The 23613-nt window shown below is 62.3% G+C and carries 17 protein-coding genes; 8 read left to right on the top strand and 9 right to left on the bottom strand.

From position 1 onward, the window contains the following. Nucleotides 1–472: 472 nt before the first annotated feature. Both ACXZ1M_RS07920 and ACXZ1M_RS07915 read left to right on the top strand, forming a co-directional pair. On the top strand, nucleotides 473–3229 hold the full coding sequence (locus tag ACXZ1M_RS07920; RefSeq protein WP_459052626.1) for a TonB-dependent receptor: 2757 nt from the start codon (nucleotides 473–475) through the stop codon (nucleotides 3227–3229). 95 nt (nucleotides 3230–3324) lie between these two features. After that, nucleotides 3325–4653, top strand: a complete 1329-nt coding sequence (locus tag ACXZ1M_RS07915) for an outer membrane protein assembly factor BamB family protein (protein ID WP_459052625.1) — start codon at nucleotides 3325–3327, stop codon at nucleotides 4651–4653. 3 nt (nucleotides 4654–4656) lie between these two features. Here the strand turns inward: ACXZ1M_RS07915 and ACXZ1M_RS07910 are convergent, their stop codons facing one another. Next, the gene (locus ACXZ1M_RS07910) at nucleotides 4657–6489 is read right to left on the bottom strand and encodes a M2 family metallopeptidase (RefSeq protein ID WP_459052624.1); all 1833 of its coding nucleotides are present in this window, start codon (nucleotides 6487–6489) and stop codon (nucleotides 4657–4659) included. A 135-nt stretch (nucleotides 6490–6624) separates the two neighbouring features. Here ACXZ1M_RS07910 and ACXZ1M_RS07905 point away from each other — a divergent pair, with 135 nt between their 5' ends. Further along, entirely contained in the window at nucleotides 6625–8259 is a 1635-nt protein-coding gene (locus ACXZ1M_RS07905) for an ATP-binding domain-containing protein (RefSeq protein WP_459052623.1), read from the top strand. Between the two features lie 7 nt (nucleotides 8260–8266). Here ACXZ1M_RS07905 and ACXZ1M_RS07900 read toward each other — a convergent pair whose 3' ends face one another. The 4 genes from ACXZ1M_RS07900 to ACXZ1M_RS07885 all read right to left on the bottom strand — a co-directional run bounded on the left by ACXZ1M_RS07900 (nucleotide 8267) and on the right by ACXZ1M_RS07885 (nucleotide 9609). Then, nucleotides 8267–8569 carry a type II toxin-antitoxin system RelE/ParE family toxin gene (locus tag ACXZ1M_RS07900; protein ID WP_459052622.1) on the bottom strand — a complete coding sequence of 101 codons (303 nt, stop codon included), beginning with the start codon at nucleotides 8567–8569 and terminating at the stop codon, nucleotides 8267–8269. Further along, a complete protein-coding gene (locus ACXZ1M_RS07895) occupies nucleotides 8566–8796 on the bottom strand; it encodes an addiction module protein (RefSeq protein ID WP_459052621.1) in 231 nt (76 codons plus the stop codon). The genes ACXZ1M_RS07900 and ACXZ1M_RS07895 overlap by 4 nt, the downstream gene beginning before the upstream one ends. A gap of 72 nt (nucleotides 8797–8868) precedes the next feature. Next, a complete protein-coding gene (locus ACXZ1M_RS07890) occupies nucleotides 8869–9249 on the bottom strand; it encodes a DUF1761 domain-containing protein (RefSeq protein ID WP_459052620.1) in 381 nt (126 codons plus the stop codon). Between the two features lie 18 nt (nucleotides 9250–9267). Further along, nucleotides 9268–9609, bottom strand: coding sequence for a YciI family protein (locus ACXZ1M_RS07885; protein WP_459052619.1), 342 nt, complete (start codon nucleotides 9607–9609; stop codon nucleotides 9268–9270). 76 nt (nucleotides 9610–9685) lie between these two features. On the opposite strand from ACXZ1M_RS07885, the gene ACXZ1M_RS07880 reads away from it, so the two are divergent. Then, entirely contained in the window at nucleotides 9686–10618 is a 933-nt protein-coding gene (locus ACXZ1M_RS07880) for a CE1 family esterase (protein WP_459052618.1), read from the top strand. On the opposite strand, the gene ACXZ1M_RS07875 is transcribed toward ACXZ1M_RS07880, so the two are convergent. Further along, nucleotides 10610–11038: a MerR family transcriptional regulator gene (locus ACXZ1M_RS07875; RefSeq protein ID WP_459052617.1), complete on the bottom strand. Its 429-nt coding sequence runs from the start codon at nucleotides 11036–11038 to the stop codon at nucleotides 10610–10612. The genes ACXZ1M_RS07880 and ACXZ1M_RS07875 overlap by 9 nt on opposite strands. A gap of 127 nt (nucleotides 11039–11165) precedes the next feature. Here ACXZ1M_RS07875 and ACXZ1M_RS07870 point away from each other — a divergent pair, with 127 nt between their 5' ends. Further along, nucleotides 11166–12122, top strand: coding sequence for an acetoacetate decarboxylase (ADC) (locus ACXZ1M_RS07870; RefSeq protein WP_459052616.1), 957 nt, complete (start codon nucleotides 11166–11168; stop codon nucleotides 12120–12122). A gap of 19 nt (nucleotides 12123–12141) precedes the next feature. On the opposite strand, the gene ACXZ1M_RS07865 is transcribed toward ACXZ1M_RS07870, so the two are convergent. After that, nucleotides 12142–14583 (bottom strand): glycoside hydrolase family 31 protein, encoded by a 2442-nt coding sequence (locus ACXZ1M_RS07865; RefSeq protein ID WP_459052615.1) that lies wholly within the window; start codon nucleotides 14581–14583, stop codon nucleotides 12142–12144. Nucleotides 14584–14753: 170 nt separating this feature from the next. Between ACXZ1M_RS07865 and ACXZ1M_RS07860 the strand changes: the two genes are divergently transcribed. From ACXZ1M_RS07860 to ACXZ1M_RS07850, 3 genes are read left to right on the top strand one after another with little or no spacing between them, the layout of a single operon-like run. Next, nucleotides 14754–16073 carry an MFS transporter gene (locus ACXZ1M_RS07860; RefSeq protein ID WP_459052614.1) on the top strand — a complete coding sequence of 440 codons (1320 nt, stop codon included), beginning with the start codon at nucleotides 14754–14756 and terminating at the stop codon, nucleotides 16071–16073. A 52-nt stretch (nucleotides 16074–16125) separates the two neighbouring features. Further along, on the top strand, nucleotides 16126–17757 hold the full coding sequence (locus ACXZ1M_RS07855) for an alpha-D-glucose phosphate-specific phosphoglucomutase (protein WP_459052613.1): 1632 nt from the start codon (nucleotides 16126–16128) through the stop codon (nucleotides 17755–17757). Between the two features lie 21 nt (nucleotides 17758–17778). After that, the gene (locus tag ACXZ1M_RS07850) at nucleotides 17779–19440 is read left to right on the top strand and encodes an alpha-amylase family glycosyl hydrolase (protein WP_459052612.1); all 1662 of its coding nucleotides are present in this window, start codon (nucleotides 17779–17781) and stop codon (nucleotides 19438–19440) included. Here ACXZ1M_RS07850 and ACXZ1M_RS07845 read toward each other — a convergent pair. Further along, nucleotides 19356–21179: a sensor domain-containing phosphodiesterase gene (locus ACXZ1M_RS07845; protein WP_459052611.1), complete on the bottom strand. Its 1824-nt coding sequence runs from the start codon at nucleotides 21177–21179 to the stop codon at nucleotides 19356–19358. The two genes, ACXZ1M_RS07850 and ACXZ1M_RS07845, sit on opposite strands and share 85 nt — an antisense overlap. Nucleotides 21180–21317: 138 nt before the next feature. Next, nucleotides 21318–23609, bottom strand: coding sequence for a GH92 family glycosyl hydrolase (locus tag ACXZ1M_RS07840; protein WP_459052610.1), 2292 nt, complete (start codon nucleotides 23607–23609; stop codon nucleotides 21318–21320). Between the last annotated feature and the right edge of the window lie 4 nt (nucleotides 23610–23613).

Raw genomic sequence — 23613 nt, 5'->3', positions numbered from 1 at the left:
TATTTTTAATGCTGTCGAGCTTAATGTATTGATTTTACGAGAGAATACTCTGAAAGTCCTGCCGTATCAAACTATCTCAAATGGCCGGAATTGAGTCCGAATACAACAATCTTGTCATTTTCCTCCATTTTGCGTTTCAGCACGGAAAGTTGCGCATATCTGCGGCGTTCCGGGGCGGCAGAGCTTGCTGATTCGCCACAAAAATAGCCTGTTTTTGCTTGTTTCGTGTAGTTCTACTACAAGTCGGGCTAGCTGATCCTGTAGCCGAAATACAACGTGAACGGGCTTATCGTGGGGCGTGGCGCGTAGATAGCGCCTTGTAATCCGTAGTGGGCGGGAAGTTTCATTGACATCGAATCTAGTTTTAGTACAAAATTCTTCCTAGAACGTCTTTAGAACGTTGAATTTCCTTGGATCCCGTGTAGTTGCAGTTTTGCGGGACTTATATTTGTGTCATGAGAGGGGACATTAAATGAATTTCTTCGCAAGTACGCGCAGCCACACTGCATTCCCGTTGAAACCAGTTGCCGCAGGTTGCGCACTGTTGTTCGCCGCCGCCACCGCGCCGGTATACGCACAATCCGCTAGCGGCGAGGCCGCTTCGGCCGATGAGCCGAAAGTCATGTCGGTGACCGTGGCCGGTATCCGCCGCGGTATCGAAGACGCGATCTCGATCAAGAAAGACTCGAGCTCGATCGTTGAAGCCATTTCCGCCGAAGACATCGGCAAGCTGCCGGACGCCTCGATCGCCGAATCGATCTCGCGCCTGCCAGGCCTGGCCGCCCAGCGCGTCGCCGGCCGTGCGCAAGTGATCTCGGTGCGTGGTCTGTCCCCGGACTTCTCGACCACCCTGCTGAACGGCCGCGAGCAAGTCTCGACCGGCGACAACCGCAGCGTGGAATTCGACCAGTACCCATCGGAACTGATCAGCGGCGTCACCATCTACAAAACCCCGGACGCCGGTCTGGTGGGCCAGGGCCTGTCGGGCACCATCGACATGCAGACCGTGCGTCCGCTGGCCTTCAGCAGCCGCGCCGTGGCACTGAACGTCCGTGGCGAGAAGAACTCGCTGGGCAAGATCGCCGACGCCAAGTCGACCGGCAACCGCTTCAGCGCCAGCTACATCGACCAGTTCGCCAACCGCACCATCGGTATCGCGCTGGGCTTCGCCCACCTGGAATCGCCAGTGCTGGACAATGAAACCGGCCTGTACGAGCCGTGGAAAAAGGATGGCCGCCCAGGCGTGCCAGCCGGCACCTACATCATGGACGGCATCAAGGCCGTCGCCCGCAGCGGCGTGAGCAAGCGCGACGGCTTCATGGGCGTGCTGCAATACCGTCCTAACAAGCAGTGGACCAGTATCGTCGACGTCTACGCGTCCGAGTTCCGCCGCGAAGAAACCGCCAACCAGATCGAGATCAACCTGGGCGGCTGGAACGGCAACAACACCCCGGCCTTCGGCTACACCAACGTCAACGTGCAGTCCGGCGCCCTGGCCAGCGCCACCGCCAACGGCGTGTACCCGCTGGTGCGCGGCATGTACAACGACCGCAAGGACAAGATCCACGCCCTGGGTTGGAGCAACACCCTGAAGCTGTCGGACTGGACCCTGTTCGCCGACATCAACTACTCGAAAGCCAAGCGTAACGAACTGAGCCTGGAAAACAATGCGCAGCTGGGCAACGGCCGCGGCACCAACGACGGCGCCGGCAATGCTTACCTGGACACCGCCAAGCTGACCTTCAACACCGGCACCTATTCGAGCATCGGCCTGGGCCGCGACTACAGCAACCCGGCCACGCTGTTTATCGGCCCGACCATCTACGGTTCCGGCTACGGCAAGACGCCGCGCGTGGAAGACGAGCTGAAAGGCTTCAAGCTGGTGGCCACCGCCCCGGTACCGGCCGCGCTGGAGAAATTCGTGTCGAGCATCGACGCCGGCGTCAACTATGCCGACCGCAGCAAGCAGAAGCGTCAGCCTGAAGGCAACATCAACCTGAAGGGCACCGATCCGGTCAGCCTGAACAACGGCTTCCTGTTTGGCTCGGCCGACCTGGGCTTCGCCGGCGTCGGTACGATCCCGACCTGGAACGTGCCAGCGATGGTGTCGAAGTTCATGACCTTCAATCCGACCGATACCGAGAGCTACCTGATCTCCAAGGCCTGGGACGTGAACGAGAAGATCACCACCACCTTCATCAAGGCTAACCTGGAAGCGGAACTGGGTGATGTGACCATGCGCGGTAACGTTGGTATCCAGGCGCAGCACACCGACCAGTCGTCGGACGCCAACTACTACGACGGCACGGCGCCTGCCGGCCAGCAGGTCAAGCCTGTGCATGACGGCAAGAAGTACACCGACTACCTGCCAAGCATGAACCTGTCGTTCCAGTTCGACGGCCAGCAGACCCTGCGTCTGGCGGCAGCCAAGCAGATCGCGCGTCCACGCGTCGACCAGCTGCGCTCCGCACTGGACTTCGGCGTGTCCGACACCACCTTCAAACCGGGCGGCAGCGGCGGCAACGCCAAGCTGGATCCATGGCGCGCGAATGCTTTCGACGTCTCGTATGAAAAATACTTCGACAAGAAAGCCTACGTGGCACTGGCCGGCTTCTACAAAAAGCTGAACACCTACATCTACACCCAGACCAAGGATTACGATTTCTCGAAATTCATTCCTGGCACCAAGGCCAAGTTCACCAACGGTGACTACTCGGCGCCGTACAACGGCAACGGCGGCACGCTGAAAGGCGCGGAACTGTCGGCATCGCTGCCGCTGAACCTGCTGACCAAGTCGCTCGACGGTTTCGGCGTGCAGGCCAGCCACACCTACAGCGACAGCTCGATCTCGATCGAAGACCCAAGCGGCAGCATCGGCTCCAAGATCCCGCTGCCAGGTCTGTCGAAGCACACCACCAACCTGACGGTGTACTTCGAAAAGAACGGCTTCGAGACCCGCATCAACCAGCGTCGTCGTTCGGACTTCGTGGGTGAGATCGGCAACTTCAACGGCGAGCGCAGCCTGCGCTACGTGGTTGGCGAAAACGTGGTGGACTTCCAGGTGGGCTACAGCTTCAGCGAAGGCGCACTGAAGGGCATGGGCGTGGTACTGCAGGTCAACAACCTGACCAATACCGCCTACGAAACCTACACCGGCACCGCCAACCAGCAGCTGGAATACCAGAAGTACGGCCGCACCATCCTGGCCGGCGTGAACTACAAGTTCTAAGCTGACTTAGCGGCAAACAAGAATGGCGTCCCTCGGGACGCCATTTTTTTTGCCGCTACAATGGACGTGCCGTCAAAAAAACAGGAGACCACCGAATGCGTTTATACCGTTTGCTTTTGCCGCTCTTTCTGGCCCATGCCGCCCATGTCGCACGTGCCACCGATTGGCCGATGTTCATGGGTGGTCCGCAGCACGCGGGCATGGCGGTTGCCGATGCCGCCGACACGGCGTTCGAGAAACTGGCGCCGGCATGGCAGTTCCGCGTCGAGGGCAATATCAGCGCCTCGCCGGTGGCGGTGGGGACGCAGCTGTTTGCGGCGTCCGAAAACGGCAACCTGTATGCGCTGGATCTGGATGGGCGGCGGCTGCAGTGGTTGTTCCACGCACGCGGCGGCATTGGCTCCACGCCAGCCGTCGCCGATGGCGTGGTCTACTTCCTCGGCCGCGATGGCCGCCTGCAGGCGCTGGAGGCGGCCAGCGGCAAACCGCTATGGTTGTTCCGCACGCAGGGCGAAGTACAGTTCTCCGCGCATGGCCTGTACGGACAGCCGGCGGAGCAGGAGTTGCCACCCGATCCCTGGGACCTGTACCTGTCTTCGCCGCTGGTCCACGGCGGCAAGGTGTACTTCGGCAGCAGCGATGAACGCGTCTATGCGCTGGACGCGCGCAGCGGCAAGCTGCTGTGGGCCTACAAGACGGGTGGCGTGGTGCATTCCTCTCCCGCGCTGAGCGGCAAGAACATCATCGTCGGCAGCTGGGACGGCGCGGTCTATGCGCTGGATGCGGAAACCGGCGAACAGCGCTGGCGCGTGCAGACCGAAACCGAGCAAAAGCAGAGCATCATGCTGGGCATACAGGCGTCGCCGACGGTCGATGGCGACACGGTGTATGTCGGCTCGCGCGACGGCTACTTCTATGCGCTGGACGCCGGCAGCGGCAAGCAGAGATGGCGTTGGAGCGCAAAAGGGTCGTGGGTGGTGGGGACGGCGGCGGTGGACCGCGACAGCGTCTACTTCGGCACTTCGGACACCGGCGTGGTGGTGGCGCTGGACAAGGCCACCGGCAAGGAGCGCTATCAGTACGACAGCAAGGTGTGGACCTTTGCCTCACCGCTGCGCGTGGGAACGGCGCTCATCGGCGCCAATATGAAAGGCGAAGCCTTCGTGCTGGATGCGGCGAGCGGCAAGCAGCGCTGGCACTACCAAACGGAGGAAAGCCGGCGCGACGCCAGCGGCATCCTGGACCAGGCCAACGGAAAATTCGACAACGCCCGCATGTTCACTGCGGAGCCGCATACCCTGTACTCGGCGATGGAACACGTCAAGCGGCTGGGCGCTTTCGCCGCTTCGCCATTGTGGCACCGTGGCCAGCTGGTGCTGGCCACGGCGGATGGACGCCTGCTGTTCTTCAGCGCGCCCAGGTAAGGCTTACTTCTTCTCGGCCGCTGCGAATGCCGCGTTCTGCTGATCGAGCCAGGTCTTCAGCGGTGCGAAGTATTCGATCAGCGCGTTGCCGTCGATTTTGTCTTCGCCCGAGATGGCTTTCAGCGCTTCCGGCCATGGCTTGCTGGCGCCCAGTTCCAGCATCTGTTGCAGCTTGGCGCCGGCCTTGGCGTTGCCGTACACGGAACAGCGGTTCAGCGGGCCGCTGTAGCCGGCCTCGCGGCACAGCGCGCGGTGGAACTGGAACTGCAGCATGTCGGCCAGGAAGTAGCGCGAGTACGGCACGTCGGCCGCCACGTGGTACTTGGCGCCGGCGTCGAAACCGGTGGCGTCGATGCCGGCCAGCGGACGTTTCATGCCCATGTACTGCTCGCGCAGCTGCCACCAGCTCTTGTCGTAGTCGGCCGGCTTGGTCTTGCCCGAGTAGACGTCCCAGCGCCATTTGTCGACCGAGTAGGCGAACGGCAGGATCGCCACCTTGCTCAGCGCGCGTTCCAGCAGTTGCGGGATGTCGGCGTTGACGTCCGGCTCCTGGTCCATCAGGCCGATCTTCTTCAGGTAGCCTGGCGTGATCGACAGCGCCACGGTGTCGCCGATGGCTTCGTGGAAGCCATCGTTGGCGCCGTTGCGGAACAGGAAAGGCTGCTTGGTGTAGCCGAGGAAGTAGTACACGTGGCCCAGCTCATGGTGGATCACGGTGAAGTCTTCGGCGGTCGGCGTGATGCACATCTTGATGCGCACGTCGTCCTTCTCGTTCAGCGGCCATGCCGAGGCGTGGCACACCACGTCGCGGTCGCGCGGCTTGGTCAGCAGCGAGCGTTCCCAGAACGTCTCCGGCAGCTTTTGCATGCCGAGCGAGGTGTAGAATGTCTCGGCGTACTTGGTCATCTGCTTGGCGTCGGTCTTGCGCTGTTCCAGCACCTTGGTCAGGTCGTAGCTCTTGGTTTCGCCGGCCGGCTTCAGGATCGGGTACAGATTGGTCCAGGTCTGGCTCCACATATTGCCGAACAGGTGGGATGGAATCGGGCCGGTGAGCGGCACCACATCCGGGCCGTAGGTGGCGCGCAGCTTGTAGCGGGTGTAGGTGTGCAGCGAATCGTACAGCGGCTTGACCTGCTGCCACAGGCGTTCCATCTCGGCGGCGAAGGCTTCCGGCGGCATGTCGTACTGCGAGCGCCACATCACGCCGGTGTCGGCGAAGCCCATCTGCTTGGCGCCCTTGTTGGACAGGGCGACGTAGTCGATGTACTTCTGTTTATAGGCCGGGGCCTGGGCGTGCCAGCCGGCCCACATCTCTTTCAGTTTCGGTTCGTCGCGGCTGTTGGCCAGGACTTTTTCCATCTCGCCCAGCGCCATGCAGGCGTCGGCGGTGCCGTCATCCTTCTTCGGGCAGTACTTGGCTTTGCCGTAGGCGCCGTTCAGGGCGGCCTGCAACGAGGCGTATTGTTCGCGCTCCTTCGGATCGGCGAAGACCACGGTCTGCTGCAGCAGCATCAACTTGCGCGTCGCTTCCGGCGACAGCTTCAAGCCGTTGAAACGGCGCGCGCCGATGGCCGCTTCGCCCGAAGCGCTCAGATAGCGTTCGGCGAAATAGGAGGCGATGCCTTCGGTATCGTCGGTGATGAAGTTGGAACCGACCCAGGCGGCGCGGGCCTGTTCGTTATTCAGCTTGTTCAGCTTCGCTTCGGTATCGGCTAAAAAGCGGTCCGCTTCGGCGGCGGTGGGTTTGGCGGTGGGGGCGGCCAGCACGGTGGTGCTGGCGGCTGTCATGGCGGTGACCGCCAGCAGCGTGCTGATAATTTTTGGTGACACAGGCATCTCCCTTGGTATCTTGGTCTAGGCTATCGGACCGGTGGGCCCGATGGGCGACAATCATACACGCAAGCGCTAGCCTGCGGCTGATCCGCCCGGGTGGCGCTACAATGCGTTTTTCCCTACAGGCGCTGCGTACCCATGGCCCATCTTCATCCCACCGGCTGGCAGGAAATGGCCGCTACAGGCGCGGCGGCCCGCGAAATCGAAACGCTCACCTATCTGAAGGCCGCGCTGGCCGAGGAGCCGTACCGCATCTACCACGGTGTGCACTGGACCAATGTGGAAAACGGCTTCTCGGCCTACGACGAAATCGACTTCATCATCGTCGCGCCGAACGGCCGCGTGCTGCTGATCGAGCAGAAGTCGGGCTTCCTCAACGAGACGCCGGAAGGGCTGGTCAAGAACTACGCCGGCAAGCCGCGCAAGGTGGCCAACCACATCATGCGCTCGATCAAAGGGCTGACCGAGCGTTTCGGCGGCGAGATGTCGATCGACTACCTGCTGTACTGCCCGGACTACATCGTGCGCGACCCGCACCTGGCCGGCATCGACCCGCGCCACATCCTGGACACCAACAGCAAGCACCGGCTGGCGGCGGTGATCCGCGAGACCCTGCCGGTCGCCGATGCGGAACCGAACGAGCAGTTCGACAAGGTCACGCGCTTCCTCGGCAATATGCTGAGCCTTCGGCCCGATCCCAGTTCGATGATCGGCAACGCCGCCGAGATGGTGGCGCGGCTGGCCGGCGGCCTGGCGACATGGGCGCGGCGACTGGACTTCGCGCCGTTCCGCCTGCGCGTGGTGGGCACGGCCGGCAGCGGCAAGACGCAACTGGCGCTGGCGGAATTCAGCGTCGCCATCGATGCCGGGTTATGCCCGCTGTACGTGTGCTACAACCGGCCGCTGGCCGACCACATCGCGCGCCTGGTGCCTGCGGGCGGGCGCGTGGTCAGCTTCCACATGCTGAGCGATGCCTTTGCGCGCGAGCAGGGCAGTGCGCCGAACTATGCGGCGCCCGACGTGTGGGAACAGATCGAAGCGCAGATGACCGCCTCGCCGCTGCCGGAGAGCTGGAAATACGATGTGGTGATTGTCGATGAGGGCCAGGATTTCTCCGTCGCCTGGCGCGACATCGTGCTGCGCATGCTCAAGGAAGACGGCCGCGCGATCTGGCTCGAAGATCCGAACCAGAACCTGTACGGCAAGGACAGCGTGCCACTGCCCGGCTGGGTCACGCTGCACTCGGACACCAACTACCGCAGCCCGCGCCAGATTGTCGACATCCTGGCGGCGATCGGCGCCACGCAAACGCCGGTGGAGGCGGGCAGTCCGTTCAAAGGCGCGGATATCGAAGAACTGATCTACCCGCAGGGCGACACCGAAGCGATGCTGGCGCAAACGCGCCGCGCTATCACGCTATGCCTGGGCGCCGGCTTCACGCGCGACGACATCGCCATCGCCTCGTTCCGCGGCCGCGAGAAATCGGTGATCCTGCATCTGGACCAGTTGAGCGACGTGCATACTTTGAAGTCCTTCACCGGCGAATACGACCTGTTCGGCAATCCGCAATACCGCGACGGCGGCCTGCTGGCCGAATCGGTCTACCGCTTCAAAGGCCAATCGGCACCGGCCATCATCTTCACCGAGATCGACTTCGCGGAAATGGACCAACTGGTGCTGCGCAAGCTATTCGTAGGCATGACGCGCGCCAGGCTGAAGCTGGTGCTGGTCCTCAGCGACAGAGCCGAACGCCAGCTGCTTGACCGGCTGTGAGAGCGCCTCACTTCGACGCCTTCCTACCCAACCAGTATCCAGGTTTTCTTCGGTGATGTGCCAGCGCTACGATGAGTATTTCCGTATCACTCGGTCGATAGACGACGCTAAAAGGAAATCCCTTGATGATCCTTCTGCGTGTTCCGTTTTGTGCAGGAGTGCCAGCTTCCGGTTTTGCGGCCGCGAGTTTTACTGCTTCTTCAACAGCAAGTTGAAACTTGGCACCCAAACCAGAACCGGCGTTTGAATAATAGGCGACTTCCTTCATTAATTCGTCTTCAGCCTCTGGAAGGAAGCGTGCCTGGATCATTTTGCAATGCTTCGCGCTTTAATGAAGACATCTTCTGCCGGGACGCTTTTGGTTTCGCCACGATCATATACAGCCAAACGGCGATCTATCTCTTCGCTCCAGGCCTCTTCAACTTCTGCAATAGGCGGCTCTTGGAGTGACTCCAGCAAAAGGTCAACCAGGTGCGAACGCTGGTCTTTCGATAAGGCTAGCCCCCGCTGAACAAGCTCATTGACTGTGTCATCCATAGCAATCTCCGCAGAATAGATACCTGCAGTTTATACCGTCTGTTGATTCACGCTTCAAACTCCGTTATGACGTCAATGCCAGAGTCCCAGCACCAGTCCGTACAAAATGAATTGCGCGGTATGGTAGCCGCCGTCGATCAGCCACAGTTTGAATGAGCGTTGGGCGAACTGGTAGTTGATGCCGAAGCTGGCGGCGACGAAGCAAAAGCCGACTGTGGCGCCGGCCTTGAGCGCGGTGTCCAGCGCCGGCGCGGCGCCGAGCCAGCTGGCGAAAGCAAAGGCCGAGAGCAGGGAGAACACGAAGCTGATGCCGAAGACCTTGGCCGGATGACCGGGCGGCTTCTCGCCGCCATTCTCATGGTTCCAGGTGCGGCCGAACAGCGCTGGCGAATACCAAAGTCCGCCGAGGATAAAGCTGGAAACGGCTGCGAGCAATACGGCACCGATATTCATGTGATCTCCTTGTGGTTTTTATGATGCGGGATCGAACTGGAACACGCGCAGTTCTTGCTGACATTGACAAGCCTTGGCGATGCGCGCGGCCCATGAGATGGCGTCCTCGCGCGACGGCAGTTCCAGCACCGTGAAGCCGCCGTTGAGCACAGGCGCCCACGGGTAGCCGCCTTCGGCCACCGAGCCGTCGGCCGAGACCAGCACGGGCGGCACACTTTCGTTGATGCCGCCGGCGTAGACGTAGACGCCGGCCACCTTGGCCTCCTCAATGACCGCACGCGCAGCCTCGCCCACCGCCGGCAAATCGGCTTCGCTCACGACCATGGCCGCGCTGGGAAAAGAAATCAGGTACTTGGCCATCTGTTCCTCCGTTAAACTCTGTTCTCGATGCTGAAACTCAATATGAAACAGGATACGAATGCTTAGCTATGCTAGCGTGAAATCAGATTTCCGTGCAATTTTCCGTGGCGCCAGCGATAGCGCCGGACCAGCCTTGACGCCGGTAGCTGCAACGCTCGATCGACCGGAAGGCGCGCGTCGCTATCTGGTCGCGGCACCGCCCGCAGCAACGCCCGGCGGGCGGGCGCTGATCCTGGTGCTGCACGGCGCCGGCGCATCGGCAGAGCAGGTGCTGGGACAGGCGTTTCCACCGTCACCCTTGTCACTGTGGCTGGAGATCGCGGTGCGCGAGCAACTGGTGGTGATGGCGCCGGATGCCGGCAAAGGCGGCTGGAGCGATTGCTTCGCATCGGCTGCGCGGGTCGCGCGCAAGAGCGACGTCGCCTTCATCGGCGCGCTGATCGACGAGGCGATCGCCAACCACGATGTCGATCCCGCCCGCGTCTACCTGATTGGCGTGTCGCGCGGCGGCTGGATGGCCTATGCTGCCGCTACCGAGATCCCGCACCGGCTGGCCGCGTTCTCCGTGGTGCTGGCCGGGATGCCGCCGCCCGGCCGTAGCAAGATGCCGGCGACGCCGCTGTCCGCGCTGATCTTCGGCTGCACAGCCGATCCGCTGATTCACTATCACGGCGGCAAACCCTGGTATGCGCTCGGCTTTGCCGAACCGGTGCGCGGCATCGAAGACTCTGTGCTTGTATGGCGCGAGTTGGCCGGCTTGCCGGACGCGCCGGAGGTCGTCAACCTCACGCCCAGCGTCACGCGTTCCATCTGGGGCCGGGCGCCGGATAGCCTGCAAGTCGGCCTGTACCGGATCGAAGGCGCGGGCCATGCGGAGCCGAGCCGCCTGAAGCGCTACCCGCGCTTCGTCAACTGGATGACCGGCTCCCAGAACGCCGACCTGGAGGTCGCCGAGGCGGCCTGGGGTTTTTTCCGTGAGAAGCGGGCAGGAATAGCACAACTATTGTGAGGTCTTGGCGCCGGAGTCGGGGATGTTCATGCTGTTCAGTACTCGTGTGGCGTTGTCCTTGCACTCCACGTCGTCCGGCTTGGTGTCGATCAGGTGGATCAGGCTAAGCAGGTGGGCTTTGTTTTGCGCGAGCTTCACTTCCAGCGATTCGATATCGGCCACTTTCTTTTTTAGCGCGGTCATCAGGTTCTCGTGCTGCCACGAGGAGAAGTCTTCCGGCAGCACCTGCTTGATCTCTTCCAGCGAAAAGCCGGCCTGCTGGGCGCTGTCGATGATCGATAGCACAGCCACCGCTTCCAGCGGATAGTCGCGATAGCCGTTCGACTGCCGCTTCCCAAGTTTCAACAAGCCTTTGGACTCGTAGAACCGGATGGTCGATGCCGGGGTGCCGCTGCGTGTCGCCAGTTCGCCGATTTTCATGTTCCCTCCATAGGTGACGGCACTATAAGTCTAAACCTCACTTGAAGGTCAAGCGTTGTATTTTGGTGCTTGACCTTGAACCGAGCTTCAAGCTTATCTTGCCTCCATTCTCATAAAGGAGTGATGTATGAATATCTTGAAAACCCTGGCGGTTGCAGGACTGATGGTGAGCGCGTCGTCCCAGGCGCAGACCATGATTGATGTTGGCGGCCACGCGGTGCCGGTCGCCGCCGGCGGATTGTATGACCGCTACCGTTCGAATCCGCCGCTGTCGGTGATTGCGGCGGAGGCGCCGGATGTGGATCTCAGCTGGTTCCGCAGCTTGAAAAAGGAGAAGGTCGATATCGGCTTCGAATCGTACTCGCCCAACTTTTACTACAAGAACAGCAAGATCACCGCCGTGTTCACCGCAGATATCGAGCGGCTGCGCGAGTTGATGCCGGAGCAGGTGCGCAAGGAGGTCCAGCCCCTGCAGGTATGGCCGGGCCGAGGCGTGGTCGCGCTGACCGCTTATGCCTACCAGTACTGCGACAACGACAGCTACAACGAGATCTCGCTGTCGGTGGTCACCAACAAGCCGGGCAAGTCCAGCTTTGGTCCCTTCACGTTGATGGGGCAATCATCTTCCGGCGATTTCTGGGGCTATGTGTTGAAGCTGCCCGTGAATACAGAGCTGGCGAAGGTGCGCGGCGTGGTGGGCTACAACCTGCCCAAGTGGCTGACGGGGATCGAGTTCAAAGAGACCGATCAAACCATCTCGGTCGTCGTGACCGACAGCGCAACGGGCAAGGTCGATTTTGTTTTGGAAGGGAAGAAGCTGGGCGACCTTGCCACCCAGCCCGAGATCGTGAAGAGCAGCTTCACCAATCTGGACAAGCAAGGCCGCCTCACTTACGGCTATGCGCTTTCGCGCCAGCTTCGCTACGCCACCAGCAGCAGCGCGGACGCCGTCGATTTGAAACTGGGCGACGGCAGCTTTTCCACCTACATCAAATCGCTCAAGCTGGGGCGGATGATGAAGTACGAATACGTGCCCGAGTTCCAGAGCGCGCTGTACGCGCCGACCGGCTCTCCACCGCAGTAAGCGGAGAGCCGGCGGCGAGTTACAGGGCGATGTCGACGCTGCGGCTGGCGGCGTCGCTGGCCGGCAGGTCCACGGCGAGCTGGAAGGTCTTCTGGTCCCATCCGAACACGGCGACCTTGCCGTCCACCCGTACCGATGATGGCGCGGCGGTGATGGTGTGGACCTTCACGCTGATACCGCGCTCCGGGCGCTGCCACTGCTTGCCCACTTCCGACTCCACCTTCAGCGACAGGGCTTTGCCATCAAGCTTGCTGGTGAAGCGCAGCAGTTCGTACTTGCCTTGTTCGTAGGACTGCGCGGTCAGGCCGTCGTCGTCATACAGCTTGCCGCTGCCGGCTTTTGCCGACGCATCGTGCCAGTAATGCAGCTCGATGTTCTTCGTGTTGTAGTCGCGCGTGGTCTGCACCACTTTCGCCATCGGCACAAACGCGCCGGCACGCACATACACCGGCACGTGGTCCGCCGCCAGTTCGATCGAGCGCGTGGCGCCGCCGGCCTGGCGTTCGCCGGTGTAGAAGTCGAACCACGCGCTGCGGGCGGGGAAGTAGACGTCGGCCTTGGTGGCGCCTTGCTTCAGCACCGGCGTCACCAGGAAGTCCTTGCCCCACAAATAGGTCGACGACATGGCGCGCACCTTGGCGTTGCCCGGTTCCTCGTACATCATCGGACGCATCAGCGGCAAGCCTTGCTGGTTGTTGTCGAAGCCCAGCGTGTAGTTGTATGGCAGCAGGCGATAGCGCAGGCGGATCGCTTCGCGCGCCAGCGCCTTGGTCTTGTCTTCGCGGTAGACCGGCTCCGACGGCACTTCCTCCTGCGCGTGCGGACGGAACACCGGCTGGAACACGCCGTACTGCAGCCAGCGCGTGTACAGCTCATTGTCCAGCACCGGGTTGGCGAAGCCGCCCAGGTCCGAGTGCATATAGCCCACGCCCTGCATGCCCATCTGCAGCGCGATTTCCGGCTGCGATTGCAATCCGCCCCAGCCGCGATCAACGTCGCCCGACCACGGGATGATGCCGTAGCGCTGCGTGCCCGAATAACCGGAGCGCATCAGGATGAATGGACGCTCGGTCGGGAAGTCCTGCTGGTAGCCCTCGGCCACCAGCCGCGCCCATTGATGGCCGTAGATGTTGTGCACCTGGTCCGCCGTGCCGGTGGCGTGGCGCGTTTCGGTCGGATGCATCTCCGGCTCGCCCAGGTCGCCCCACACGCCGGTCACGCCCTGCTGGCGCAGGCCTTTGTAGATGTCCCAGTACCAGTCCTTGCCCTGCTTGTCGAAGATGTCGATGATGCCGGTGTGGCCGAAGAAGAAGTCATAGGTCATCGGCTTGCCATCCGGCCCGGTGGCCAGCACCTTCTTGTCCACCGCCTCTTGCCAGCGCTTGGAGGTATCGACCACGAACGGCTCGGTAATCACCACCGTCTGCACGCCTTTTTTCTGGAAGTCGGCGATCATGCCTTCCGGGTTCGGGAAGCTGTCCTTGTCCCACGCCAGATTGCCCATCGTGCCTTTGACTTCCTTGCCGAACCAGTACAGGTCGAACACGATGGCGTCGAGCGGAATATCTTCGGCGATGAACTTGTCGACCGTGGTGCGGGCTTCCTGCTCGTTGTGATAACCGAAGCGCATGGCGAAGTTACCGAAGGCCCAGCGCGGCGGCAGCGGTTGTTTGCCGGTCAGGCTGGTGTAGTTGCCCACCACGTCTTCCCAGGTATCGCCGGCGATCACCTGGTAGGTCTTGCGCCCGCCGATGGCTTCGTAGGTCAGGCTGTTGTTCTTCTTGCTGTCGAAATCGAGGTAGCCGGTTTGCGGATTGTCGAAGTGGATGGCGTACATCCTGGACGACATCGCAATCGGCATGGTGTAGCCCATCAGCTCCGAGCGGTCGCCATAACCGTAGTTGGCCTTGTTGTACAAGGTGTAGCGCAGGCCGCGACGGTCCATGCCCACCGCGCGCGAGCCGGCGCCGTACAACGCTTCGTTCTTGTCGATGGCGAATTCGATGGCTTCCAGTGTGCGCGCCTCGCCTTTATTGATATCCTTGCTGCCGGTGGTGACGCTGTCTTTCACATGGATGTAGCCGCGCTTTTCCGCCACCAGCGGCTTGCCCTTGTAGGCGTAGGCGATTTTGAACGGCGCGCGGGTAATGGTGACGGTGATGCCGGATGTGGCATATTCATAGCTGCCGCCTTTTTGCTTCAAGGTGGTTTTCACATCGGCCGGCGCCAGCACCACGGCGTGCGAGGCCGGGTCCACCGTTTCGCCCTTCGGGACGAAGGTGGTTTCGACGATGCCGGTGGAGTAGGGCTTGATCAGGTAGTGGCCGTCGCTGGTGCGCACTTCAAGGTGGCCTTCGCGTTGGGTGACGCCGTCGAACTTGCGGTCGGCGTTTTGCGCCAGCGCGGCCTGGCTGGCCAGCAGCGTGACGGTGGCCAGGGTTGCAAATGAGTTAATGGTCATGTCTAGGGTCTCGTAGTCGTCTGTGAGTTTTGTTGTTTGGCTACATTTGACACCATAGCCGTGCCTCTGAATAGGCTTATTTCCTTCATTTTACTAGGAAGTTCTTCCGATTGACATGCCTGGGGTGGCGTGTTATTTTCCTACAAATTTCAAAATACGGGACGCGCAGCATGCACTCTTCCAGTAATAAGCCCATCCTGTCGTTCTGGCAGCTGTGGAACATGAGCCTCGGCTTCTTCGGCATCCAATTCGGCTTCGCGCTGCAAAACGCCAACGTTAGCCGCATATTCTCCACGCTGGGCGCCAATCCCGACGATCTTTCCCTGTTCTGGCTGGCCGCGCCGGTGACCGGCCTGCTGGTGCAGCCCGTGATCGGCTACCTGAGCGACAACACCTGGCACCCGACCTGGGGCCGCCGCCGTCCGTTCTTCTTCGTCGGCGCGCTGCTGGCGTCCATCGCCCTGTTCCTGATGCCGAATTCCTCGTCGCTGTGGATGGCCGTGGTGGTCCTGTGGTTGCTCGACGGCGCCATCAACGTGTCGATGGAACCGTTCCGCGCCTTCGTCGGGGACAAGCTCGGACCGTCGCAGCAGACCGCCGGCTTCGCGATGCAGACCTTCTTCATCGGCTGGGGCGCGGTGATCGCCTCCATGCTGCCGACCATCTTCACCCACTTCGGCGTGGCCAACGTGCCGGTCGATGGTGGCATCCCGGACACCGTGCGTTACTCGTTCTACGCCGGCGGCGCCGTGTACTTCCTGGCCGTGATGTGGACCGTGCTGACCGCGAAGGAACTGCCGCCGGAAGACATGGTCGCGTTCCGCGCCGAGCAGCTGCGCAGCAAGGGCCTGGGCCATGCCATCACCGAAATCTTCAGCGGCTTCACCAAGATGCCGAAGACCATGGTGCAGTTGGCGGCCGTGCAGTTCTTCACCTGGATCGCGCTGTTCGCGATGTGGATCTACACCACCAACGCCGTCAGCGAAAACGTGTTCGGCACCACCGACGCGCAATCGGCCGCGTTCCAGGAAGCGGGCAACCATGTGGGCGTGATGTTCGCCGTGTACGGCGGCGTGTCGGCGCTGGCCGCGTTCATCCTGCCGGTGTTCGCGCGCTACACCAGCCGCAAGATCGTGCACCTGACTTGCTTGATCATCGGCGGCGCCAGCTTGTTCAGCATCTACGCGATCCGCGACTTGAATACCCTGTTCATCCCGATGATCGGCGTGGGCATCGCTTGGGCCAGCATCCTGACCATGCCGTATGCGATCCTGGCCGGCGCGCTGCCGCCCAAGCGCATGGGCTACTTCATGGGCCTGTTCAACTTCTTCATCGTGATTCCGCAGATCGTCAGCGGCCTGGTACTGGGCTTCGTCACCAAGTACTGGTTCGGCGGCCACTCGGTCAAGACCTTGATGTTGGGCGGTGTGTGCATGGTCGTCGCCGGTGTGTTGACGCTCATAGTGCGCGACGAGGCCGAACCCGTATGATGTAATATTGTTCGCGAGACAAGAATTATTCACTTACTTTTGCGGAGCGAACATGAGCATCAAAACCGTCAGCACCACGCCTTTCCCCGGCCAGCGGCCGGGTACTTCCGGCCTGCGCAAGAAGGTCAGCGCTTTCCAGCAAGCCCATTACCTTGAAAACTTCGTCCAGAGCGTGTTCGACACGCTCGGCGATTGCAGCGGCAAGACGCTGGTGCTGGGCGGCGATGGCCGCTATCACAACCGCACCGCCGTGCAGACCATTCTGCGCATGGCGGCGGCGCACGGCTTCGCCAAGGTGCTGGTGGGGCAGGGCGGCATCCTGTCCACGCCCGCCGTCAGCTGCGTGATCCGCAAGCACGCCGCCCTCGGCGGCATCGTGCTGTCGGCCAGCCATAATCCCGGCGGCCCGGATGGCGACTTCGGCATCAAGTACAACATCGCCAACGGCGGCCCGGCGCCCGAGGGCGTGACCGAGGCGATCTTCCACCGCACCGAAACTATCCAGCAGTACCGCATCAGCGACGCCGCCGATATCGACCTCAATCGCCTCGGCCCGGCGCGCGTGGAACAGATGGACGTGGAAGTGATCGACTCCGTGGCCGACTACGCGGAACTGATGCAGCAGCTGTTCGACTTCGACGCCATCCGCAAGCTGTTCGCCGGCGGCTTCCGCATGTGCTTCGACGGCATGTCGGCCGTCTCCGGCCCGTATGCCAAGGCCATCATCGAAGGGCAGCTTGGCGCTCCGGCCGGCACCGTGATCAATGGCGTGCCGCTGGAGGATTTCGGCGGCCACCATCCGGACCCCAATCCCGTCAACGCCGCGCAGCTGATCGCCATTATGGCCGCTGAAAACGCGCCCGACTTCGGCGCCGCCTCCGACGGTGACGGCGATCGCAATATGATCCTCGGCCGTAAATTCGACGTCACGCCATCGGACAGCCTGGCCGTGCTGGCCGCCAACGCCACCGTGGCGCCGGGCTACCGCGCCGGCCTGAAAGGCATCGCCCGCTCGATGCCGACCTCGCAGGCGGCCGACCGCGTGGCGGAGGCGCTGGGCATCCCGAGCTTCGAGACGCCGACCGGCTGGAAGTTCTTCGGCAACCTGCTCGACGCCGGCAAGGCCACGCTGTGCGGCGAAGAGAGCTACGGCACCGGCTCGGACCACATCCGCGAAAAAGATGGCCTGTGGGCCGTGCTGTTCTGGCTTAACCTGCTGGCCGCCAGCGGCAAGTCGGTCGAGCAGCTGGTGGGCGAGCACTGGGCGCGCTTCGGCCGCAACTACTATTCGCGCCATGACTACGAAGGCGTGGACACCCACGCCGCCAATGAACTCATGGCCTCCCTGCGCATCAAGCTGACCGCGATGGTGGGGCAGGACCTGGGCCACTACGTGGTGTCGCTGGCCGACGATTTCGAATACACCGATCCGGTCGACGGCTCGGTCTCCAAACAACAGGGTGTGCGCATCGTCATGACGAACGGTTCGCGCATCGTGTTCCGCCTGTCGGGCACCGGCACCGAAGGGGCGACGCTGCGCGTCTACCTGGAACGCTACGAAGCCGACCCGGCTCACCACCATCTGCCGACGCAACAGGCGCTTTACCCGCTGATCTTGATCGCCGAGCAGGTGGCGGGCATCGCCGACTGGACCGGTCGCGCCCATCCCACAGTCACGACATAAAACCACTATAAGGACGACAGCATGAAATTGACCACACTCGCACTGACCCTGGCATTGGGTGCAAGCACCACCGCGCTGGCTGCGGAAAAGCCCAAGCCATTCCTGTGGGAGAACGCGACAGTCTATTTCCTGCTGACGGACCGTTTCAGCAACGCCTTCAACGGCAACGACCTGGCCTACGATCGCCGCGCCGACGCCGCGCCGCTGCGCGGCTACATGGGCGGCGACCTGGCCGGCATCATCAACAAGATCAACGAGGGCTATTTCGATTCCCTGGGCGTGACCGCCATCTGGGTGACGCCACCGGTCGAGCAGATCCACGACGGCACCGACGAAGGCACCGGCCGCTCCTACGGCTTCCACGGCTACTGGGCTTCCGACTTCACCACGGTTGACGCCAACATCGGCACCGAGAACGACTTCCGCAATCTGGTCGATGCCGCCCATGCGCACGGCATCCGCGTGGTGCTGGACGTGGTGATGAACCAAACCGGCCCGGTGACGGAGATCGATCCGGTGTGGCCGAAGGACTGGGTCCGCACCGGCCCTGTATGCACCTACAAGGACGCCAAGACCTTCGTTGAATGCACGCTGGTGAAAAACCTGCCGGACTTCCTGACCGATAGCGACACGCCGGTGGAGCTGCCGGAGCGTTTGATGGCGAAGTGGCAGCGCGAGGGCCGCTTTGAAGAGGAGGTCAGGAGCTTGAACGAGTTCTTCGCCCGCACCGGCTATCCACGCGCGCCGCGCTACTACCTGATCAAGTGGCACACCGACTGGATCCGCAAGTACGGCGTGGACGGCTTCCGCGCCGACACCGTCAAGCACGTGGAGCCGAAGGCGTGGAAGGAACTGTTGAAGGAAGCGTCGCTGGCCTACGAGGACTGGAAGAAGGCCAACCCGGAAAAGAAACTCGGCGACGACAAATTCTTCTCGGTGGCGGAGGTCTACAACTACAACATCGCCGAAGGGCAGTCGCACCATCTGGGCAGCGGCCAGTACGTCAACTACTACCAGGCCAACTTCAACAGCATGATCAACTTCGGCCTGGTGCACGACGCCAAGAAGGACTATGAGGCCATCTTCAGCGCCTACTCCAACGCCCTGCACGGCGGCGCGCTCACCGGCTACTCGGTATTGAACTATCTGGATTCGCACGACGACGGTGCGCCGTTCGACGCCTCGCGCAAGAAGCCGTTCGAGAGCGCGACCAAGCTGCTGCTGGCCCCCGGCGCGGCGCAGATTTACTACGGCGATGAAACCGCGCGCAAGCTCGATATCGCCGAAGCGACTGGCGACGCCAAGCTGCGCTCCTTCATGAACTGGAATGAGCTGGAACAGAACGTGGCGCGCGACGGTTACAAGGTCGCCGAAGTGCGCGCGCACTGGGCCAAACTGGGCCTGTTCCGCAAGGCGCACGTTGCGGTGGGCGACGGCGTGCATCAGCAGCTTCAAGCCAAACCATATGTATTCAAGCGCACATATGAAAAGGACGGCTTGCGCGACAAGGTGGTGGTGGCGCTGGATCTGCCGACCGACAAGCCGACCAGCATCAAGGTGCACGGCGTGTTCGCCAACGGCCAGAAGGTCAAGGACTACTACAGCGGCAAGACCGCCGTGGTGCGTGGCGACAGCGTCAACTTCGGCACGCGCAACGCCGTGGTGCTGATCGGGCAGGAGTAATCCACGAAGGCCTTCGCTTCCAGCGGGGCCGCAAACAGATAGCCCTGGACTTCGTCGCAACCTGCCTCGCGCAGGAAGTCCAGCACCGCCTTGGTCTCCACGCCTTCGGCCACCACGTGGTGGCCCAGGTCCTGCGACAGCGTGATCATGGCGCGCACCAGCGCCTGCTGGCGCGGGTCGCTGGCCAGGTCGCGGATGAAGGACTGGTCGATCTTCACCACATTGGCCGGCATGGATTGAAGGTAGGCCAGGCTGCTGTAGCCGGTGCCGAAATCGTCGATGGCCAGGCGCACGCCCAGCGCCGCAATGGCGTCCAGGGTGGCGTGCGCCTTGACCGGCTGCTCCATGATGGCGCTCTCCGTGATCTCCAGCTCCAGGCACTCCGGCCGCAGGCCGTAGCGCGCCAGGCCGTCCGCCACGCTGGCGGCGAATCCCGCTTCGATCAGGTTGGCGGCCGACACGTTCACCGATACCTGCAACACCACGCCGATGGCGCGCCAGGCCTGCTGCTGGCGCAGCGCCGTGTCGATCACCCACGCGGTGGTGGCTTGCGCCAGGCCGGAACGCTCGATGATGGGAATGAATTCCGCCGGCCCGACAGGGCCCAGCAGCGGATGATTCCAGCGCAGCAGGGCCTCGGCGCCGACGCAGCTATCGCTGCCGACATCGATGCGCGGCTGGTACACCAGCCGCAGTTGGTCATCGCTTTCCAGTGCCGCACCGAAGTCGTTGAGCAGGCGGAAGCGGCGCTGATACAGCGCGTCTTCTTCCTGCGAATAGACGGCGACATGCGAGGGATAATCGATCGCGTCCTGAGCCGCGCTGCGCGCCTTGCGCAGCACCGCCAGGCTGTCGTCGCGGCCGACGTCGAACGGCACCACGCCGGCGGTCGGCGTGGCCACATAGCGGGTCTTGGCGACGCTGACGGCCATCTGCATCTTCGCTTCCACGCGCGGCAGCCAGGTTTCCAGTGTTTCGCCCGGCGCCGACAGCAGCATGAACTGCGCGGTCGCCACGTGGTACATGCGGTGGCCGGCGCTGATTTCCGCGCGCAGCCAGCGCGCGCCCTCCGTCACCAGATCGTCCAGGTAGGAGGATTTCATGGCGCGTGCCGCGTGCGCCAGCTGATCGAGCGTGGCCAGATTGATCAACACCGCCAGGCGTTGCTCGCCCTCGGCCGCATCGAGTTGCAGGTCCTGGAAATCGTCAAAGAACTGCTGGCGGTTGGGCAGGCCGCTGACGGCGTCGACGCGGCCCAGCGCGTGCTGCAGTTCGATCTGCGCCATCACCATGCCGGCCAGGTCGCACAGAGCGGACAGCTCCTGCGGCGTGGTGTCGCGCGGCTCGGTGCCGAGCACGCACATTGCGCCCAGGCAGTGGCCGTCCGCAGTGATGAGCGGCGCGCCGGCGTAGTAGCGGATGCCGCTGCCGGCCAGTGCGCTGTCGCGGTAATTGTCGTCTTCCAGCAGATCGGGAATGAGCAGCACAGTGCTGCTGTCGGCCACGTGGCCGCACGGTGCGCGCAGGCGCGGGATGCTGGTGTGTTCAACGCCGACGCGCGACTTGAACCATTGGCGGTCGGTGTCGGTCAGCGAGATGGCGGCGATCGGCAACTTGAACACGCTGGCGGCCATGCGCGTGATCCGATCGAACGCTTCGCTGGCTGGGGTGTCGAGCAGATTGAGTTTGTGGAGGGCGTCGAGCCGGCGCGCCTCCGTCAGTTCACAAGGTAACGTCATGTGCAAATCCCTAGAGCAAATCAACTATGCGTGCGGGGCAGGGCACTGGCGTTTAACGGAGCGGGGCAGGGCTCGTGATGTGGAAAACATAACTCTCTTTCCACATGGAAATCATATCATAGCACGTTCAGCGCATCCTTACGGTTTGGATAGGGAGTAGGGCGCATCGGCGGTTGCGGTGCCGCGCCGCGTGTTGGGCGTGGCGGACATGTCGAAGTCCAGCGTGGCGCCGCGCAGCAGGGCGGCGTGATCGAACCAGTTGTGGGCGTAAGGCTTGCCGTTCACTTTCAAGCCGCCGACATAGCGGCGGCTGTCGCCATTGGCCGGCGCGTTGATGACGATCTGCTTGCCGCTTTCCAGCGTCAGCGTGGCTTTTTTGAACAGCGGTGCACCCACCACGTATTGCGGCACGGCCGGCGTCACCGGGTAGAAGCCCAGCGCCGAGAACACGTACCAGGCGGAGGTCTGGCCGTTGTCCTCGTCGCCGCAATAGCCGTCCGGCGTCGGTTTGTATAAGCGGTTCATGGTCTCGCGCGCCCAGTACTGCGTCTTCCACGGCGCGCCGGCGTAGCCGTACAGGTAGATCATGTGCTGGATCGGCTGGTTGCCATGCGCGTACTGGCCCATGTTCGCGATCTGCATTTCGCGGATCTCGTGGATTACTTCTCCGTAGTAGCTCTCATCGAAGGTCGGCGGCAGCGTGAAGACTTCATCGAGCTTGGCGACGAACTTTTCGCGTCCGCCCATCAGGTCCATCAAGCCGTTCACGTCCTGGAACACGGACCAGGTGTAGTGCCAGCTATTCCCTTCGGTGAAAGCGTCGCCCCATTTGAAGGGGTTGAACGGCGACTGGAAGCTGCCGTCCTGGTTCTTGCCGCGCATGAGGCCCGTTTCCGGATCGAACAGCTTCTTGTAGTTCATGGCACGCTGCTTGTAGATGGCGATTTCGAATTCCGGCTTGCCCAACGCCTTCCCTAGTTGGTAGATGGCGAAGTCGTCATAGGCGTATTCCAGCGTGCGTGCGGCGTTCTCCTTGATCTTGACGTCGTAGGGCACGTAACCGAGTTCGTTGTAGAACTTGACGCCCTTGCGGCCCACGGCATCCATCGGTCCTTCGTTGTCGGCGCCGTGCTTGAGCGCTTGCCACAGCGTTTCGATATCGTAGCCGCGCAAGCCTTTGACATAGGCCTCGGCCACTACCGAGGCCGAGTTATTCCCGATCATGACGTTGGCCAGGCCGGGGCTGGACCACTCGGGCAGCCAGCCGCCTTCCTTGTAGTCGTTGACCAGGCCCGCCTGCATCTCGCGGTTGATCGACGGGTACATCAGGTTCAGGAAGGGATACAGCGCGCGGAAGGTGTCCCAGAAGCCGGTGCCGGCGAACATATAGCCAGGCAGCGTTTCGCCGTTGTAGGGACTCCAGTGGACGATCTGGTTGTCGGCGTCGATCTCGTACAGTTTGTTGGGGAAGAACAGCATGCGGTACAGGCTCGAATAGAAGGTACGCGTCTGCTCCTCGCTGCCGCCTTCGACGCTGATGCGGCCCAGCGTCTTGTTCCACATGTCCTTGCCCTTGTGCGCCGTGGTGTCGAAGCTGTCGCTCGCCAGTTCGCGCTGGAGGTTGAGTTCCGCCTGCTGCTCGCTGATGAAGGACGAGGCCACGCGCATGCCCACCTTCTCGCCCTTTTCGGTCTTGAAGCCGAGCACCGCGCCGCTATGGTTGCTTGCCAGTTCCGTCACGCCTTCCACCAGCTTGTCTTCGCTCCAGATCTGGGCCGAGGTGAATGGCTTGTCGAAGTAGATGACGAAGTAGTTCTTGAAGTTCTTCGGCAGCGGGCCGCGCGCGTAGCGGGTGCTGTAGCCGACCACTTTTCGTTCGGCTGGAATCACCTTGACGTAGGAGCCCTTGTCGTAGGCGTCCACCACCACATAGGCCTGGTCGGTTTTCGGCCAGGTGAAGCGGAACTGCGCGGCGCGCTCGGTGGGCGTGATCTCGGTGGTGACGTCGGCGTCGGCCAGGTACACGCTGTAGTAGTAAGGCTTGGCCACTTCGGCCTTGTGCGAGAACCAGCTGGCGCGGTCGTCCTGTGTGAACTTGAGCTTACCCGTCACCGGCATGATGGCGAACTGGCCGTAGTCGTTCATCCACGGCGAGGGCTGGTGCGTCTGCTTGAAGCCGCGGATCTTGTCGGCGTCGTAGCTGTAGGTCCAGCCGTTGCCCATTTTGCCGGTTTGCGGCGTCCAGAAATTCATCCCCCACGGCAGGGCGATGGTGGGATAGGTATTGCCGTTGGAGAGTTCAGGCTTGCTTGCGGTGCCCATCAAGGGATTCACCCATTCGACCGGATCCTTGATCGGGGCGGCCGATGCGGTAATCGCGACCAATAATGCGGTCAACAGGGCGGGCAGGGCAAGCGAGCTTGGTTTCATGGCT

Source organism: Duganella paludis (assembly GCF_054461335.1).
Note: the sequence above shows the minus strand (reverse complement) of the source record. Positions and strands in the feature narration are given on the sequence as shown.

What these genes read in the sequence shown, in the direction of transcription:
- ACXZ1M_RS07920 (WP_459052626.1), top strand. Translation starts at nt 473, where the DNA reads ATGAATTTCTTCGCAAGTACGCGCAGCCACACTGCATTCCCGTTGAAA.
- ACXZ1M_RS07915 (WP_459052625.1), top strand. Translation starts at nt 3,325, where the DNA reads ATGCGTTTATACCGTTTGCTTTTGCCGCTCTTTCTGGCCCATGCCGCC.
- ACXZ1M_RS07910 (WP_459052624.1), bottom strand. Translation starts at nt 6,489, where the DNA reads ATGCCTGTGTCACCAAAAATTATCAGCACGCTGCTGGCGGTCACCGCC.
- ACXZ1M_RS07905 (WP_459052623.1), top strand. Translation starts at nt 6,625, where the DNA reads ATGGCCCATCTTCATCCCACCGGCTGGCAGGAAATGGCCGCTACAGGC.
- ACXZ1M_RS07900 (WP_459052622.1), bottom strand. Translation starts at nt 8,569, where the DNA reads ATGATCCAGGCACGCTTCCTTCCAGAGGCTGAAGACGAATTAATGAAG.
- ACXZ1M_RS07895 (WP_459052621.1), bottom strand. Translation starts at nt 8,796, where the DNA reads ATGGATGACACAGTCAATGAGCTTGTTCAGCGGGGGCTAGCCTTATCG.
- ACXZ1M_RS07890 (WP_459052620.1), bottom strand. Translation starts at nt 9,249, where the DNA reads ATGAATATCGGTGCCGTATTGCTCGCAGCCGTTTCCAGCTTTATCCTC.
- ACXZ1M_RS07885 (WP_459052619.1), bottom strand. Translation starts at nt 9,609, where the DNA reads ATGGCCAAGTACCTGATTTCTTTTCCCAGCGCGGCCATGGTCGTGAGC.
- ACXZ1M_RS07875 (WP_459052617.1), bottom strand. Translation starts at nt 11,038, where the DNA reads ATGAAAATCGGCGAACTGGCGACACGCAGCGGCACCCCGGCATCGACC.
- ACXZ1M_RS07870 (WP_459052616.1), top strand. Translation starts at nt 11,166, where the DNA reads ATGAATATCTTGAAAACCCTGGCGGTTGCAGGACTGATGGTGAGCGCG.
- ACXZ1M_RS07865 (WP_459052615.1), bottom strand. Translation starts at nt 14,583, where the DNA reads ATGACCATTAACTCATTTGCAACCCTGGCCACCGTCACGCTGCTGGCC.
- ACXZ1M_RS07860 (WP_459052614.1), top strand. Translation starts at nt 14,754, where the DNA reads ATGCACTCTTCCAGTAATAAGCCCATCCTGTCGTTCTGGCAGCTGTGG.
- ACXZ1M_RS07855 (WP_459052613.1), top strand. Translation starts at nt 16,126, where the DNA reads ATGAGCATCAAAACCGTCAGCACCACGCCTTTCCCCGGCCAGCGGCCG.
- ACXZ1M_RS07850 (WP_459052612.1), top strand. Translation starts at nt 17,779, where the DNA reads ATGAAATTGACCACACTCGCACTGACCCTGGCATTGGGTGCAAGCACC.
- ACXZ1M_RS07845 (WP_459052611.1), bottom strand. Translation starts at nt 21,179, where the DNA reads ATGACGTTACCTTGTGAACTGACGGAGGCGCGCCGGCTCGACGCCCTC.
- ACXZ1M_RS07840 (WP_459052610.1), bottom strand. Translation starts at nt 23,609, where the DNA reads ATGAAACCAAGCTCGCTTGCCCTGCCCGCCCTGTTGACCGCATTATTG.